This window comes from Aliivibrio friggae (assembly GCF_057368515.1).
Window position 1 is genome coordinate 1,079,223 of sequence record NZ_CM170649.1, and the last position, 15,361, is coordinate 1,094,583.

The 15,361-nt window shown below is 35.3% G+C and carries 19 protein-coding genes; 16 read left to right on the forward strand and 3 right to left on the reverse strand.

The genetic code is table 11. The features are described from left to right. Positions 1-826 precede the first annotated feature (826 nt). The 12 genes from AC2INI_RS18325 (at position 827) to AC2INI_RS18380 (ending at position 9,635) form a co-directional block, all read left to right on the forward strand. Positions 827-1,423, forward strand: a complete 597-nt coding sequence (locus tag AC2INI_RS18325; RefSeq protein ID WP_155654025.1) for a DUF2971 domain-containing protein — start codon at positions 827-829, stop codon at positions 1,421-1,423. Positions 1,424-1,588: 165 nt separating this feature from the next. Further along, the gene (locus AC2INI_RS18330; RefSeq protein ID WP_151656827.1) at positions 1,589-2,011 is read left to right on the forward strand and encodes a GNAT family N-acetyltransferase; all 423 of its coding nucleotides are present in this window, start codon (positions 1,589-1,591) and stop codon (positions 2,009-2,011) included. Positions 2,012-2,204: 193 nt separating this feature from the next. Continuing rightward, positions 2,205-2,615 carry a VOC family protein gene (locus AC2INI_RS18335; RefSeq protein ID WP_486305951.1) on the forward strand — a complete coding sequence of 137 codons (411 nt, stop codon included), beginning with the start codon at positions 2,205-2,207 and terminating at the stop codon, positions 2,613-2,615. A gap of 708 nt (positions 2,616-3,323) precedes the next feature. Then, entirely contained in the window at positions 3,324-3,860 is a 537-nt protein-coding gene (locus AC2INI_RS18340; RefSeq protein ID WP_486305952.1) for a nucleotidyltransferase family protein, read from the forward strand. A gap of 152 nt (positions 3,861-4,012) precedes the next feature. Further along, positions 4,013-4,462, forward strand: coding sequence for a GNAT family N-acetyltransferase (locus AC2INI_RS18345; RefSeq protein ID WP_486306468.1), 450 nt, complete (start codon positions 4,013-4,015; stop codon positions 4,460-4,462). 67 nt (positions 4,463-4,529) lie between these two features. Further along, a complete protein-coding gene (yqfB, locus tag AC2INI_RS18350) occupies positions 4,530-4,937 on the forward strand; it encodes a N(4)-acetylcytidine aminohydrolase (protein WP_486305953.1) in 408 nt (135 codons plus the stop codon). Between the two features lie 224 nt (positions 4,938-5,161). Continuing rightward, positions 5,162-5,719, forward strand: coding sequence for a hypothetical protein (locus tag AC2INI_RS18355; protein WP_486305954.1), 558 nt, complete (start codon positions 5,162-5,164; stop codon positions 5,717-5,719). A gap of 151 nt (positions 5,720-5,870) precedes the next feature. Next, positions 5,871-6,386, forward strand: a complete 516-nt coding sequence (locus AC2INI_RS18360) for a GNAT family N-acetyltransferase (protein ID WP_375320669.1) — start codon at positions 5,871-5,873, stop codon at positions 6,384-6,386. A 132-nt stretch (positions 6,387-6,518) separates the two neighbouring features. Next, the gene (locus AC2INI_RS18365; protein WP_486305955.1) at positions 6,519-7,277 is read left to right on the forward strand and encodes a hypothetical protein; all 759 of its coding nucleotides are present in this window, start codon (positions 6,519-6,521) and stop codon (positions 7,275-7,277) included. Positions 7,278-8,102: 825 nt separating this feature from the next. After that, positions 8,103-8,315, forward strand: a complete 213-nt coding sequence (locus AC2INI_RS18370; protein ID WP_060993032.1) for a hypothetical protein — start codon at positions 8,103-8,105, stop codon at positions 8,313-8,315. A 172-nt stretch (positions 8,316-8,487) separates the two neighbouring features. Next, positions 8,488-8,952, forward strand: a complete 465-nt coding sequence (locus AC2INI_RS18375; protein WP_486305956.1) for a GNAT family N-acetyltransferase — start codon at positions 8,488-8,490, stop codon at positions 8,950-8,952. 152 nt (positions 8,953-9,104) lie between these two features. Beyond that, a complete protein-coding gene (locus AC2INI_RS18380; RefSeq protein ID WP_486305957.1) occupies positions 9,105-9,635 on the forward strand; it encodes a GNAT family N-acetyltransferase in 531 nt (176 codons plus the stop codon). A gap of 731 nt (positions 9,636-10,366) precedes the next feature. Here AC2INI_RS18380 and ribB read toward each other — a convergent pair. Further along, a complete protein-coding gene (ribB, locus tag AC2INI_RS18385) occupies positions 10,367-11,020 on the reverse strand; it encodes a 3,4-dihydroxy-2-butanone-4-phosphate synthase (RefSeq protein ID WP_486305958.1) in 654 nt (217 codons plus the stop codon). A 311-nt stretch (positions 11,021-11,331) separates the two neighbouring features. Between ribB and AC2INI_RS18390 the strand changes: the two genes are divergently transcribed. The 3 genes from AC2INI_RS18390 (at position 11,332) to AC2INI_RS18400 (ending at position 12,859) form a co-directional block, all read left to right on the forward strand. Next, positions 11,332-11,739, forward strand: coding sequence for a hypothetical protein (locus AC2INI_RS18390; RefSeq protein ID WP_486305959.1), 408 nt, complete (start codon positions 11,332-11,334; stop codon positions 11,737-11,739). A 195-nt stretch (positions 11,740-11,934) separates the two neighbouring features. Next, positions 11,935-12,345, forward strand: a complete 411-nt coding sequence (locus AC2INI_RS18395; protein ID WP_486305960.1) for a VOC family protein — start codon at positions 11,935-11,937, stop codon at positions 12,343-12,345. A gap of 163 nt (positions 12,346-12,508) precedes the next feature. Next, positions 12,509-12,859, forward strand: a complete 351-nt coding sequence (locus tag AC2INI_RS18400; protein WP_486305961.1) for a hypothetical protein — start codon at positions 12,509-12,511, stop codon at positions 12,857-12,859. A gap of 745 nt (positions 12,860-13,604) precedes the next feature. Here AC2INI_RS18400 and AC2INI_RS18405 read toward each other — a convergent pair. Beyond that, entirely contained in the window at positions 13,605-13,874 is a 270-nt protein-coding gene (locus tag AC2INI_RS18405; RefSeq protein ID WP_122033201.1) for a type II toxin-antitoxin system YafQ family toxin, read from the reverse strand. Next, complete coding sequence (locus AC2INI_RS18410) at positions 13,867-14,145, reverse strand: type II toxin-antitoxin system RelB/DinJ family antitoxin (RefSeq protein WP_017020218.1); 279 nt, start codon at positions 14,143-14,145, stop codon at positions 13,867-13,869. The genes AC2INI_RS18405 and AC2INI_RS18410 overlap by 8 nt, the downstream gene beginning before the upstream one ends. 195 nt (positions 14,146-14,340) lie before the next feature. Between AC2INI_RS18410 and AC2INI_RS18415 the strand changes: the two genes are divergently transcribed. After that, positions 14,341-14,907, forward strand: coding sequence for a hypothetical protein (locus AC2INI_RS18415; protein WP_486305962.1), 567 nt, complete (start codon positions 14,341-14,343; stop codon positions 14,905-14,907). Positions 14,908-15,361 lie beyond the last annotated feature (454 nt).

Below are 15,361 nucleotides of genomic sequence, written 5' to 3' on the forward strand. Positions count from 1 at the left end.
CACGAACTCTGAGAATGCAGTTTTTTGGTTCAGTTCAGCGATTGAACCATTAGCTTTTTAGGTGTGAAAGTAGGGTGGTTTATCTTTTTCTTTGTTGCCTTTTGGTGTTCGTTTCATCAGGTTCGGCAATTGACCATTATTGCCAAAAATTCATGGATTTCAGAAACCAATTCACGCTTCAATTGTTCATGGTTTTGCCTCATTTTAGTCTGCATCAGTGTTTTGCTCGCAGCATTTTTAATCCCAATTGTGGCGAGTATATTTGGTTTATCAGCTCAAAACAGGCTGAAACCAAATCGTACAAATGGTGCTAGAAAAAGGATTGTTTCGTTTCGCAGTTTTTGTAGTTGAACGGTTCTTTTGTTCGCTAATTTAGCTTTTGTAATTTAGAATTGGTTTCTAAATATTATTGGTAAATCAGTTCTTTACCAATTAAAGCGAAGCGTTGACAAAGATCGTGTAACAAAGCAATCAACACGATGCTAATTACACTCGGCGTTTGTGGTTTGAAGTATAATTGGTTTGGGAAGTAAGGCGTTCGCACGTGTTATTGCGGCGTTATACGATTTAGAGGATAGTTAAAATTTCAAAATTATATAAATTTAGAGCTGTTGATACATATAGTCTATCAGCATTAGCAAACTCTCAACTTTGGTTCTCGGATATAGGTTCTTTTAACGATCCATTTGAAGGAGTATTTGTTCTTGAACAGTCAATTTCTGATACGAGTTACAAGCTTTGGGAAAATTTAGTTGAATGGAAAGATAACGAAGACATCAATCCAGAAGAAAGGAAGCAAAAACAAAAAGAACTGGGTTTAGAACATTTGGACGTTTCTCATCCTGATTTTTTGTCAAAATTAGCTAAGTCAGAATTTGATATAGTTTTAAAATTAATTCAGCTCTCGAAAGTTATTTCATTATCATTATCTGATAATGATTGTGACCCTATAACTGACAACTTAATGTGGTCTCACTATGCTGATGGGTTAAGAGGCTTTTGCTTAGTTTTTGATAGCCAAAAACTGCAAGCTGATATTCATAAAGCTTCAGACCGAGTTATTAGACCCGTAAAAGTGAGTTACCAAAATACACCTAATATTATCGATATAAATGAATTCATTGAATCTCCAGCGATGCTTGGCGTATCAGAGTTAAATTATATTGATTATGTGGTTGGTACAATTGCTAGTAAATCGGAGTCATGGCGTTATGAAAATGAATTTAGAATTCTTTCGATGTCAGACAGTAATTTACATGGCTATAGCGTAAGTTCGTTATGCGAAATAATTATTGGTGATAAAATGCCAGAAGACCAACAAAAATTGGTTACAGGTATAGGTAAATCTGTCAATCCGGACATGATCATTAAACGAGCTAAGTTAAAGGAAAATAGTTATTTAATTGAGATTGTCGATTATTAAAAATCGTATAACAAATGCATCAACACGATTTGCTACATTCGGCATTCTAGGTTTCTTTGAGTTTACTGTATTAAGTGGTAAATTTGAGCTTAATTTGCATAGTAGCAAACGTGTTATGCAGGCGTTATGTGTTTTCACGGAAATGATAGGTTTAATGGAGTAATTATGGTTTTAATTCAAACGGTTGAAAGTAATTCACCGTATTTAGCTGAATTGTATCAATGGTTTGAAAGTGAGTGGGATGATGTTGAACCACTGGCTAAAACAAAGGATGGAAAAGTTATCCCAAATCCTATTATTGCCTTAGAAAATGGTGAATTAATTGGTGGTTTAGTTTTTACTCGTTTTCTATCTCCAATTACTCAAGAGCAGGCTGTTTGGATTAATGCTGTCTTTATTAAGTCTGAAAATCGTAAGCAAGGAATTAGCTCACTATTGATTAATCATGCTGAAAAAATGGTTAATGAAATGGTTGAACCAGAGTTGCTGGTTTTTACTCATATTCCTGCATTGTATTCAAATCTAAAATGGACAGTAATTGAAACGGTCGATGATCATTTCGTACTTAAAAGTTCATTGGTTCAATAAAAACACACATAACAAATGCATCAACACGATTTGCTACATTCGGCATTCTAGATTTCTTTTGGTTTACCGTGTTAAGTGGTAAATTGAGCTTAATTTGCATGGCAGCAAACGTGTTATGCAGGCGTTATATGCAAAAATGAGTTTATGAGCTAAATAGGGTAGAATTCAACTTTTGAACTGTAGTGAGCCACAAATGAATAAGCCCATCGAACAAAGAATTGGTAATATCGCCTTAGTTGTTGAAAACTATGATGATGCAATTGAATTTTATACCAAAAAACTACAATTTGAACTTATCGAAGATACTGATTTAGGCGGTGGTAAACGTTGGGTTCAAATATCTCCACCTAATTCAACGGGCACAAATTTACTATTGGCTCAAGCAAGTAATGATGACCAATTAAAATCAGTTGGCAATCAAGCGGGCGGTCGTGTTTTCTTATTTCTTCAAACTAATGATTTCTGGCGTGACTATGAGTTTATGAAATCTCAAGGTGTCGAGTTTACTGAAGAACCACGTGTTGAAGAATACGGCACAGTTGTTGTATTTAAAGACTTATACGGTACAAAATGGGACTTATTGCAGTTAAATCAAGCTAACTAAGTCTGTAGCATATAACAAATGCATCAACACGATTTGCTACATTCGGCATTCTAGGTTTCTTTGGGTTTACCGTATTAAGTGGTAAATTTAGGCTTAATCTGCATAGTAGCAAACGTGTTATGCAGGCGTTACACGAACTAAAGATAGCAGTTTTTTGGCTCAGTTCGGCGATAGAACCATTCGATTTTTAGATGTGAAAGTAGGGTGGTTTTCTTTCTTCTTTGTTTCCTTTTGGTGTTCATTTCATCAGGTTCGGCAAATTACCCCTTATTTCCCTAAATTCAGGCGTTTCAGAGGCAATTTTACGCTTCAATGGTTCTTTGGTGTTGCCTCATTTTATCCTGTATCCGTGCTTTACTCACAGTATTATCAATCCCAATTGTGGTAAGGATATTTGGTTTATAAGCTAAAAACTTGTTGAAACCAAATCGTACAAATGGTGTAAGAAAAAGGATTGTTTCGTTTCACAGTTATTGCCGTTGATTGGATATTTTGCTCGCTTAATTTAGCCAGTCTAATTAAAATCGTTTAACAGCAAATCTTGGTAAATCAGTTCTTTATCAATTAAAGCGAAGGGTTGACAAAGATCGTGTAACAAAGCAATCAACACGATGCTAATTACACTCGGCGTTCGCGGTTTAGAGTATGATTGGTTTTATAAGTCGGTCTTTCGCACGTGTTATTGCGGCGTTATAACGCAGGGTGGATATGGATAGAATAATCACATTAATTGAGAAAGATGAATTGAGGATTAAGGCTCTTGATTGTGTTCGACAACTCAATATACCTCATTGCTATTTAGTCGCTGGTTTCGTCCGAAATTTGGTATGGGATCATTTACATCAAAAATCAGTATCAACGCCTTTGAATGACGTTGATGTTATTTATTTCGATGAAACTGAATCTAATCCTGAAAACTACAAACTAATCGAATTTCAGCTTTCTGCATTGATGCCAGAATTGAATTGGGAAGTGCGTAATCAAGCAATTATGCACAAACGAAATGGTGATAAACCGTATTTAAGTATTATCGACGCAATGAGTTATTGGCCAGAAAAAGAAACAGCGGTAGCCATACGAAAATTAGGCAATGGTAAATATGAATGTATTTCTGCTTTTGGCTTTGAATCGTTGTTTAATTTGCAGGTTACACATAATCCTAAGCGTTCTTTAGAAATCTTCAGTGACCGTGTAACGTCGAAAGGTTGGCTGGGTCATTGGTCTAAATTGAGAACTGCGTTATAACAAATGCATCAACACGATTTGCTACATTCGGCGTTGTCAGTTTGCCTTTAGTTTCAGTGATTAAGGCGGTAAAATTTAGGTAAGTCTGTATAGTAGTAAACGTGTTATGCAGGCGTTAAATGTTTCTTGGGCTCTAAGAGGAAAGTGGCTTGATTGAATTTAAAAAAATATCATCTGAATCAGTGCCAATGATGTTATTGCTTAAAGCTGATCCGTCTGAAATTACTATCAAAAAATACTTAGTTGATTCGGCTTGTTTTGGTGCGTTTGATGGTGACGAAATTATTGGTGTTTGCGTTAGTAAGTCATTGAATATTTCTACTTCTGAAATTTTTAATATAGCAATAGATCCTGAATATCAGCAGAAAGGTTTTGGTTCAAAACTACTCCGATTTGTATTAAAAGAATTAACCACGATGGGTTATAGTAAAGTTGAGCTTGGGACTGGTACTTTTGGGTATCAATTATCATTTTATCAACGTCACGGTTTCAGAGTCGATTCCATTTTAAAGGATTTCTTCCTCGACAATTATGATGACGAGATATTTGAGAATGGAATTCGGCACAAGGACATGTTGCGTTTAGTTTGCAGGCTTCGTTGAGTCACATTTAACAATCGCATCAACACGATTTGCTACATTCGGCATTCTGGGTTTCTTTGAGTTTACCGTGTTAAGTGGTAAATTTAGGGTTAATCTGCATGGTAGCAAACGTGTTATGCAGGCGTTATGTGTTCGTACTGACTTGAATAATAGGTATAAATTATTGGATAAAATCACTTTTTCCTCACGATTGGAAACTCAAATAATCACTGGCAAAAAGACAGCGACTATTCGTGATCACCCTGAGAGTAACTTCTCAGTAGGTCAAGTTTTGAATGCTTATACTTATGAGGATAATCAAAAGATTTGTCAGATTGAAATACTTAGCGTTGAGCCAGTTGAGTTTAATGAATTAAATCGAACGCATGCTAAGGCTGAAAATTTACCATTTGTTTTCATTTTAAAGTGGCTTTTACGGAAGATTTATTCAAAAGAAAGTAGTCTGTTTTTTATTCGTTTTAAAGTCGTGAGATAATCATATTCCTAACTTATCCTGTTTTCTATACCGAATTTAATCGCTTTCAATAAATGGGTAAGTCAAAAAATTCAACAACACACATAACAAATGCATCAACACGATTTGCTACATTCGGCATTCTAGGTTTCTTTTAGTTTACCGTATTAAGTGGTAAATTTAGGCTTAATCTGCATGGCAGCAAACGTGTTATGCAGGCGTTATGTGAATTAATGAGGTTATAAATGAACGAAGCGTTAATCGGTTTAGCTGGTGTGGTTGTAGGCGTTTTTGTTACAAGTCTAAAAGAGTGGGTTACCTCTTTTTTTAGTACAAGACGTAGAAAACGTTACCTTGTAACTCGAGTGGTTAGTTTATTGGAAGTTTTTGTTGATAATTGTGCATTAGTTGTAAAAGATGACGGTTTATACCGTGGTCAGCCAGATAAAGATGGTTATTATTTCCCTCAAATCAGAAGGCCTGAATTTACTCCGTTATCTTTAGATGTTGATTGGTTGTCTATTCCATCAAGCTTAATGCATGACATACTTTATCTTCCGAACGAAATTTATATGGCGGACGCAAAAATTGATAGTGTGGCTGAAGTTGTTGCAGACCCTCCATATTTTGAAGAGCTATTTGTAGAGCGTCATTATCAGTATTCAAAGCTTGCTCTTAAAGCTGTTAAATTAATATCTCAATTATGTGCTGAGGCAAATATAAAATTAAGCAATGATAACAAGTGGTTTGAGGATGAATTGTTTGAAGATATTGTGAAAAATAATGGTGTAATTAGGAAATGAAATTCACATAACAAATGCATCAACACGATTTGCTACATTCGGCATTCTAGGTTTTCTTTGAGTTTACCGTATTAAGTGGTAAATTTGAGCTTGATCTGTATGGTAGCAAACGTGTTATGCAGGCGTTATACCGTTAAAAGGAGAAATTGACATGGAATTAGTTGTACCATCACTAGAATTGAAGTCAGCATTCTTTGGTTTTTTCGAGGATTATGCAGCCAACGACATTGGTAATATTGAATCTTACTTATTGGGAAAAGAGGATTTTTCTTCGTATATTCAAAGTTTAATTGATGAAAGTAACGGGATTAACTTACGTGAAGGTTATGTCCCATGCAGTCACTTTTGGCTAATTAATGATAATCAGTCTATTTTGGGCGTGGTTCGTATTCGTCACAATATAAATAATGAGTTTCTAGCACTGGAAGCAGGTCATATTGGTTATGATATAGCACCGTCATTTCGTAGAAATGGTTATGGAAAATCGATACTCAAATTGGCTTTAACTAAAGCTAAAGAACTTGGGCTTAATCGAGTGCTATTAACTGCTGACGAAGACAATATAGCTTCACGAAAAATCATAGAAAGTAACGGTGGTAAATTTGAAGATATCGTAATGGGTAAGGTCTTTCCAAATCCATTAGCAAGGTATTGGGTACGTTGTTAGAAACGGTATAACAAAGCAATCAACACGATGCTTATTACACTCGGCATTCGTGGTTTAGAGTATAATTGGTTTGGTAATTAAGGCGTTCGCACGTGTTATTGCGACGTTAGTTCTCAATAGGTAAGCTTAAGTATGTTTAATAATAAAGTTAAAGAAATTAAAGATGCATCTGTTGATATTGGTTTGGTTGCAATCGCTACAATTCCATATATAGGTGGCATCATAACAAGAACCATTGATCGTAAAATGAATAAGTATGAACAACGTAGAATAGAAATGTTGGCAAACAATATTTCTCAACGAGTTGAAAACCTAGAATACAAATTAGAACTAGTTGGTCAAAAAGAGGGTTTCAATGATTTCTTTTATGACTTATTAACTCAGGTTAAAACCATAAGCGGAAAAAAGTTAATTGAAGCTCATTCAGGTCTTGCTATTAATGTGATTGAAAACCACAACATACAAGATAGTGAGTTTGCATTAAAAGTATTATCTGGATTCACTGAACATCATATGAAAGTTCTTAATTATATGTCTGTAACTAACTATGAAAATGCTGAGAAAATTAAATATACTTGTAACTCTAAGGTAGATATTCCACAAGCGTGCATCAATTCACCTATCTTTACTTTTATTAACCAAAAGCATGAACTTATGGCAACTCATGAGTATGATGATGGACTTTTGATTGATGAAGCGTGTCTTATTGATCTAACTATACTTGATTATGATGCTGCAATATTAATGAAAATAGCAAGTGACTTAAAAGCTATGGGGTTGGCAACTAGCTCTCAATATTATACTTTTTCTAAAGACCCTAATAATTGCTTATATTTATCACTTACAGATATTGGACTTTGGCTTATTAGGATATCGGTTATTGAAAACTAACAAATGCATCAACACGATTTGCTACATTCGGCATCCTAGATTTCTTTGGGTTTACCGCATTAAGTGGTAAATTTAGGCTTAATCTGCATGGTAGCAAACGTGTTATGCAGGCGTTATACGAACTCTGAGAATGCAGTTTTTTGGTTCAGTCCAGCGATTGAACCATTAGCTTTTTAGGTGTGAAAGTAGGGTGTTTATCTTTTTCTTTGTTGCCTTTTGGTGTTCGTTTCATCAGGTTCGGCATTGAACCATTATTGCCCTAAATTCAGGCGTTTCAGCGGCTAATTTATGCTTCAATTGTTCTTTTTTTATGCCTCATTTTATCCTGTATCAGTGTTTTCTTCTTAGCATTGTCAATCCCAATTGTGGTAAGGATATTTGGTTTATCAGCTCAAAACTTGCTGAAACCAAATCGTACAAATGGTGTAAGAAAAAGGGATTGTTTCGTTTCACAGTTATTGCTGTTGATTGGATATTTTGCTCGCTTAATTGAGCTAGTCTAATTAAACTCAATTTACAGCAAATCTTGGTAAATCAGTTCTTTACCAAGTTTATCGGAGCGAAAGCAAGGCTCGTATAACAAAGCAATCAACACGATGCTATTTACATTCGGCATTCGCGGTTTAGAGTATAATTGGTTTTGTAAGTCGGTCTTTCGTACGTGTTATTGCGGCGTTATGTTCTAGGCGATAGATAATGGTTATCTAAAATATTACCTTTCTTTTTATTAACTTAGAAATTAGTGACATTAATCACAGTAGTTCTTCACGATATTACAATAATGATATTTGTATATTTTGGTACAAATGGATTATTGAGGCTTAAATGCAAACTTACAACTCTTCAGGAATACGTGGCTTTGAGTTAAATTCTAATTCAATCACGGTTTGGTTTGATGAAACTGCTCGTTCAGTTAGTTATGACTACGATAGTGCGGGTAAGCAACACATCGACAGAATGAAAATCATTGCAGTATCTGGCGGTGATCTTAATTCTTACATCGATACGCATGTTAAGTTTAGATACGTCCGTGATTAACTGTTAGAGCGAACATAACAATCGCATCAACACGATTTATTACATTCGGCGTTCTGGGTTTGCCTTGGGTTTTGTGATTAAGGCAGTTAATTCATGTTGGTTGGCATAGTAATAAACGTGTTATGCCAGCGTTATATCGTTTTTTTAAGTTCATCGTTTTAAAGGATTAGACATGATTCAGCTCAGACCAATGACCTCAAATGAATATCCAGCGTATTGTGATTATTTCATTGATGATTACAGCCGTGAAATAGCTGAAAACTATGGTCACTCAATGGATAGGGCGCTCGAAATAGCTAATCAGGAGCTTCTTCGTAGTTTTCCTAATGGTTTGGAAACTAACGACCATGAATTATTGTGTATTGAATCGGATTCAGAACTGGTTGGTTATTTGTGGCACTCGATTAACGCAAATGATAAATCGACATTTATTTATGACTTTTTCATTTTTCCAAGCTGCCGCAATAATGGTTATGGGAAATTGGCAATTACTGCTCTTGAATCACAATTGAAATTGATTGGTATTGAGCAAATAAAATTGCGAGTTGCGTACCAAAACCAAAGAGCGTTAAAGCTGTATCAAGAGGTTGGTTTTGCTATTTCTGGCTACAATATGTCAAAGAAAATAGTAAGTTAGCATTATCGATATAACAAATGCATCAACACGATTTACTACATTCGGCATTGTAGGTTTGTCTTTGGTTTTTGTGTTTATGGCGGTAAAATTCAGTTTAATCTGCATAGTAGTAAACGTGTTATGCAGGCGTTATAATTTTTTGAGGTAACAATATGATTAATAGCTCAAAGTTGAAGTCTATAGCATTTACGACAACGAGACTTGAGGTTGAAAATGTTGACTCTTACTTGGTGTCAGGATTGCTGAAATCACAGTTATTATCTGAAATTGTTAGCTTACTTTCTCCCTTGGTTGTTGAATCGTTACCTCCATATTTTCATGATATTAATACTGAATTGGATGCTGAAGTGTGGCTTTTGAAAATGGTGTCAGAAAGCCATTTATTTTCAGTTAAGCGTAAAGGTTTAGAACCAATTATTGGCTTCGTTTTCCTTTATGAATCAGATAATGCTACAGCGCATTTAGGTTATTTATTAGCTGACTCTAGTTGGCATCAAGGTTACGGTAGTGAGTTGTTATTTGGTTTACTTAAAAGCTGTCGTGATAACCAATTAGTAGAAAAACTTATTGGTGGTGTCGATATTGGAAATGTAGTTTCGGCAAAGTTACTTGAAAAAGTTGGTTTTGTTGCAACTCAAGAGGGTGGCAATGGCGTCATTTTCTACGAATGTGTGTTGTCTTAAGCACAAATTATAACAATCGCATCAACACGATTTGCTACACTCGGTGTTGTCAGTTTGTCTTTAATTTCAGTGATTAAGGCAGTAAAATTCAGCTAAGTCTGTATCGTAGCAAACGTGTTATGCCAGCGTTACACGAACTCTAAGATCGCAGTTTTTTGGCTCAGTTCAGTGATTGAGCCATTAGTTTTTTAGTCGTGAAAGTAAGGTGGATTTCCTTTTTCTTTGTTGCCTTTTAGTTTCCATTTCATCAGGTTCGGCAATTTACTATTATTGCCAAAAGTTCATGGATTTCAGAAACCAATTCACGCTTCAATTGTTCATGGCTTTGCCTCATTTCAGTTTGCATCAATGTTTTACTCGCAGTATTTTCAATCCCAATTGTGGCGAGGGTATTTGGTTTATCAGCTCCAAACTTGCTGAAACCAAGTCGTACAAATGGTGTAAGAAAAAGGGATTGTTTCGTTTCACAGTTATTGCTGTTGAAGTGATATTTTGCTCGCTTAATTGAGCCAGTCTAATTAAACTCAGTTTACAGTAAATCTTGGTAAATCAATTCTTTACCAATTAAAGCGAAGCGTTGACAAAGATCGTGTAACAAAGCAATCAACACGATGCTATTTACATTCGGCATTCGCGGTTTAGAGTATAATTGGTTTTGTTAGTTAGTCTTTCGCACGTGTTATTGCGGCGTTATACCTAAGGCGATCTTGAAGTGATGCCCTAGATGGAATTTAGTTGCTCATTTCTTGTCGATATAAAGCGATATCATTAACAGTCAATACTGGTAAATGATGTTGTTCAGCAAAAGTAATTATTTCTGGGGTTTTAGCCATTGAACCATCAAAATTGGTTACTTCGCATAAAACGCCAGCAGGAGTTAACTCTGCTAGTCGCATTAAGTCGACTGTACCTTCTGTATGTCCTCGTCTAGTTAAAACGCCACCATTTTTTGCCCTTAAAGGGAAAACATGTCCAGGTTTTGCAAGTTCATGTGGAAGGGCGCCATTTTTACAAGCCGTTTTAATCGTTGTTACTCTATCTGTGGCTGATACACCTGTAGTAACTCCTTTTTTAGCCTCTATTGAAATTGTAAATGCAGTTTGATTTACACTTTCATTATGTTCAACCATTGGTGGAAGTTCAAGGTAATCAGCTTTATCCTCTGTAAGACACAAACATACAATACCGCTACAAGAACGGATCATTAAAGCCATTTGTTCTGAAGTTAGGTGATCTACTGAATATATAAGGTCTCCCTCATTTTCACGAGACTCATCATCAAGTAATAAAACGCCATTACCTTGTTGAACGGACTTTATTGCTTGTTCGACACGTTCCGTAGGAGATCCAAATTTACTAGTTAGTGAATATTGATTAAGCTTCATTACTACAAATCCCATATAATAGTTAATTAAAATTTTAATGACAAATTAAGAGATCAGATATTTCATTTATCTATTCATATTTAATGATTGATAATGAGCTTATTACAATTTTAGTTATGTTATTACTGTAAATTATTGCGGGTTAGACTTTTCACCAATGATATAAAAGGTATAACAAATGCATCAACACGATTTGCTACACTCGGCATTGTAGGTTTGTCTTTGGTTTTTGTGTTTATGGCGGTAAAATTCAGTTTAATCTGCATAGTAGTAAACGTGTTATGCAGGCGTTATGTTTTCGGAGATAATTAATGGTAAAGCAACCATCATCAGAATCAGGCTGTGGTATAGCTTGTGTCGCTAATATTATTGGTAAAAGTTACCAAGAAACTTATGAAGCCATGTCAGGTTTAAGGTGTAAAAATAAACATGATGACAGAGTTACGATACAGCAAATTGAGAAATTCCTAAGTTTGGCTGAGCATATACATACGGAAAGGGTTGATGGAATTGAAGATACTAAATCAGCTTTATTATATGTGCGTTGGCCTGGTGATAAACGTTATAAGCATTGGATTTTGTATTCAGAAGGTTTGTATTGGGATCCTAGTCCGCAACAAAATGAACCGACAGCTAATTATCCGACAAAACCAGAAGTGATTATTTCATTGTTTGATGATCAACATTTATCAAAAGAACTAGCCTTATTTGCCAATTAGCAGAAAACATAACAAATGCATCAACACGATTTACTACACTCGGCAATCTCAGTTTGCTGGGTGTTTCTCGTTTTAAGGCGTCAATATTAAGTATAATTGCATAGTAGTAAACGTGTTATGCAGGCGTTATATGCAAAAATGAGTTTATGAGCTAAATAGGGTAGAATTCTATTTTTGAACTGTAGTGAGCCACAAATGAATAAGCCCACCGAACAAAGAATTGGTAATATCGCCTTAGTTGTTGAAAATTATGATGATGCAATTGAATTTTATACCAAAAAACTACAATTTGAACTTGTCGAAGATACAGATTTAGGCGGTGGTAAACGTTGGGTTCAAATATCTCCACCTAATTCAACAGGAACAAATTTGCTATTGGCTCAAGCAAGCAATGATGACCAATTAGAATCAGTTGGCAATCAAGCTGGCGGTCGTGTTTTCTTATTTCTTCAAACTAATGATTTCTGGCGTGACTATGAGTTTATGAAAGCTCAAGGTGTCGAGTTTACTGAAGAACCACGTGTTGAAGAATACGGCACAGTTGTTGTATTTAAAGACTTATACGGTACAAAATGGGACTTATTGCAGTTAAATCAAGCTAACTAAGTCTGTAGCATATAACAAATGCATCAACACGATTTGCTACATTCGGCATTCTAGATTTCTTTTGGTTTACCGTGTTAAGTGGTAAATTTAAACTTAATTTGCATAGTAGCAAACGTGTTATTGCGGCGTTATACCCTAAAAGGTCAATTGAGGAAGAATATCTATGCTAAATCTGTTGAAAGTAGTTTTTATTACTAATCTATTAGCGGCTTTGATCGTATTCATCCTTTCCAAATATGTTGCCTTTTTCAACTCAACAAACTTAATGGATTTTCTATTTTTCATCGTGATTATTATCTGGGGAATAGCTAGATTGACTTGGGACGGTAGTAGCCAAAGTCGTAATTGGGCGCAAGATCCAACTTCAAATAAAACAATGAAAATGGTTTCTAATCATGATTTTGAGTCTGATTTTCATGAACAAAAAAGACTGAACTATCAGTTTGGTTTGGTTATGTTTGTCTCAGGAATTCCGGCATTTTTAGGTAGTATTTTATTATTGGTTACTTCCTAGTTTTGAGGGCGGTTGCTAGTACGGGTATAACAAAGCAATCAACACGATTTATTACATTCGGCGTTGTAGGTTTGTCTTTGGTTTAGGTGTTTAAGGCGGTAAAATTCAAATAAGTCGGCGTAGTAATAAACGTGTTATTGCGGCGTTACACGAACTAAAGATTGCAGTTTTTTGGCTCAGTTCAGCGATTGAGCCGTTAGTTTTTTAGGCGTGAAAGTAGGGTGGATTTCCTTTTTCTTTACTGCCTTTTAGATTTCATTTTATCAGGTTCGGCAAGTTAGCCCTTATTTCCCCAAGTTCATGGATTTCAGGAGTTAATTCACGCTTCAATTGTCCATGGTTTTGCCTCATTTTATTCTGCATCAGTGCTTTGCTCTCAGTATTTTCAATCCCAATTGTGGCGAGGATATTTGGTTTATCAGCTCCAAACAGGCTGAAACCAAATCGTACAAATGGTGTAAGAAAAAGGGATTGTTTAGTTTCACAGTTATTGCCGTTGCAATGATATTTTGCTCGCTTAATTGAGTCAGTCTAATTAAACTCAGTTTACAGTAAATCTTGGTAAATCAATTCTTTACCAATTAAAGCGAAGCGTTGACAAAGATCGTGTAACAAATGCATCAACACGATTAGCTACACTCGGCGTTGTCAGTTTGTCTTTAGTTTCAGTGATTAAGGCAGTAAAATTCAGCTAAGTCTGTATCGTAGCAAACGTGTTATGCAGGCGTTATATGCAGTATCAGGTTCAAAATAGATCGCTATGTGACCCAATTCTTGCTAGTTGTAGTTGCTCACCAAATATACGATAAATGAGAACTAAGTCTGGTTTTATATGGCAGTCGCGAAAACCACTCCAATTTCCTGTTAAAGAATGGTCTACATTTTTAGGGTCTAATGTTTCATTTCTTTGTAATTTAGAGATGATATTGCCAACTTCGATGATATCGGAGATTGGCATCTTAGTTATCTTCTTAAAATCCTTTTTAAATTGGGTTGAGTATTCTAGGTTATACATTTGTCACTTTGCCTTCAGTGAGCTCAGAAAACATCTCATCTATAGAGTTAACTTTATGTCCTTTATTTTCAACAAGTTCTTTCATCGCAGCAGCAGAAACTTCATTTGGTTGCGGAACTCGTAGATCAAATGGAATACCACCATGGTTAATGACAGCTTTAGCAAACAGTTTAATTGCTTGTGATGTGCTTAGGCCAACTTCACCGCAGATGCTAGTGAAAGCAAGTTTAGTATCATGGTCTATGCGGGTACTTAGCATTTCATTTCTCATAATTACACCTTAATAAGTTACATATTGTAATACATAGTTGTACAAAGTATATATGCATATAACAAATGCATCAACACGATTTGCTACATTCGGCGTTCTAGGTTTCTTTGAGTTTACTGTATTAAGTGGTAAATTTGAGTTTAATCTGCATAGTAGCAAACGTGTTATGCAGGCGTTATATGCTTAGAGGAAATAATGAAAATAACAATAAATCAGTTGGTTAATAGATATAGGGGAGAAAGTGAGGCTAACGAATATTCTCATTTTAACCTTAAACACCCTCAACCATTACTAGAATCGGCTAGAGAACTTCTTTCTATTGTTCCACCTTCTATGGGGGCTTGCGCTCCACTTAGTGCTGTTTGGGCGCAAATGCTAAGAGATAAATATGATATACCAGCAATAGTTGTCGCAGGAGATTTTAAAGTATTAGGGAAACGAATATTTAAATGTAAAACAAATCTTCCTGAATCAAATCTAGGCGGCAAAGTTATTAATAAAAAATGGGATGGTCATTGTTGGATAGAAATCGATGGGTATATTGGTGATTTATCCATTTTCAGAACTGCCTACTCATTGAACCATCCAAGTGTATTGAAAGAGTTTGTTGAAAGTACCTTTGGTTCTGGTAGAGGAGCGTTTCTTGCACCATATACTGATGTTCCTAAAGGAATGAAATACGAAGCTAAATACGTATTAACAGACAAGCAAATTGCTGGGTTATTAGGTGGGTTAAGTTATCAACTTGAGCAGCGCATATAACAAATGCATCAACACGATTTACTACACTCGGCATCTCAGGTTGTCGGGTGTTTCTCGTTTTAAGGCGTCAATTTTAAGTATAATTGTATAGTAGTAAACGTGTTATGCAGGCGTTATACGATAATTGATAGTCTAAATTTATACATATTTAATAAATAACCTGTCTGATTTCACAGTTGGTAGAGTGCGGTTAAAGTAATAAGCTATGTTTGCTCCTTATTCTGTGTTGCTGTAGACAGGCGTTGCAGCTTTGGGACTCAATTCTAGCCATTGAGTCCCTTTTTTTTGTGGATATGGTATAGAATACTTTCATTCTAAAGATTTTAACTAAGGTTAAATATTTTATTAGTTTGTACCTAGATAGAGCTTCATAAGTTTAATCTTTCTACTTCATTGTAACTTAATCAAAACTTGTAACGCAGTTTATTTAAGCAAAGTAGAACTCGTATAACAA

What these genes read in the sequence shown, in the direction of transcription:
- AC2INI_RS18330 (WP_151656827.1), top strand. Translation starts at nt 1,589, where the DNA reads ATGGTTTTAATTCAAACGGTTGAAAGTAATTCACCGTATTTAGCTGAA.
- ribB (WP_486305958.1), bottom strand. Translation starts at nt 11,020, where the DNA reads ATGAAGCTTAATCAATATTCACTAACTAGTAAATTTGGATCTCCTACG.
- AC2INI_RS18410 (WP_017020218.1), bottom strand. Translation starts at nt 14,145, where the DNA reads ATGAGAAATGAAATGCTAAGTACCCGCATAGACCATGATACTAAACTT.
- AC2INI_RS18335 (WP_486305951.1), top strand. Translation starts at nt 2,205, where the DNA reads ATGAATAAGCCCATCGAACAAAGAATTGGTAATATCGCCTTAGTTGTT.
- AC2INI_RS18390 (WP_486305959.1), top strand. Translation starts at nt 11,332, where the DNA reads ATGGTAAAGCAACCATCATCAGAATCAGGCTGTGGTATAGCTTGTGTC.
- AC2INI_RS18365 (WP_486305955.1), top strand. Translation starts at nt 6,519, where the DNA reads ATGTTTAATAATAAAGTTAAAGAAATTAAAGATGCATCTGTTGATATT.
- AC2INI_RS18375 (WP_486305956.1), top strand. Translation starts at nt 8,488, where the DNA reads ATGATTCAGCTCAGACCAATGACCTCAAATGAATATCCAGCGTATTGT.
- AC2INI_RS18360 (WP_375320669.1), top strand. Translation starts at nt 5,871, where the DNA reads ATGGAATTAGTTGTACCATCACTAGAATTGAAGTCAGCATTCTTTGGT.
- AC2INI_RS18355 (WP_486305954.1), top strand. Translation starts at nt 5,162, where the DNA reads ATGAACGAAGCGTTAATCGGTTTAGCTGGTGTGGTTGTAGGCGTTTTT.
- AC2INI_RS18400 (WP_486305961.1), top strand. Translation starts at nt 12,509, where the DNA reads ATGCTAAATCTGTTGAAAGTAGTTTTTATTACTAATCTATTAGCGGCT.
- AC2INI_RS18405 (WP_122033201.1), bottom strand. Translation starts at nt 13,874, where the DNA reads ATGTATAACCTAGAATACTCAACCCAATTTAAAAAGGATTTTAAGAAG.
- AC2INI_RS18380 (WP_486305957.1), top strand. Translation starts at nt 9,105, where the DNA reads ATGATTAATAGCTCAAAGTTGAAGTCTATAGCATTTACGACAACGAGA.
- AC2INI_RS18395 (WP_486305960.1), top strand. Translation starts at nt 11,935, where the DNA reads ATGAATAAGCCCACCGAACAAAGAATTGGTAATATCGCCTTAGTTGTT.
- AC2INI_RS18415 (WP_486305962.1), top strand. Translation starts at nt 14,341, where the DNA reads ATGAAAATAACAATAAATCAGTTGGTTAATAGATATAGGGGAGAAAGT.
- AC2INI_RS18370 (WP_060993032.1), top strand. Translation starts at nt 8,103, where the DNA reads ATGCAAACTTACAACTCTTCAGGAATACGTGGCTTTGAGTTAAATTCT.
- AC2INI_RS18340 (WP_486305952.1), top strand. Translation starts at nt 3,324, where the DNA reads ATGGATAGAATAATCACATTAATTGAGAAAGATGAATTGAGGATTAAG.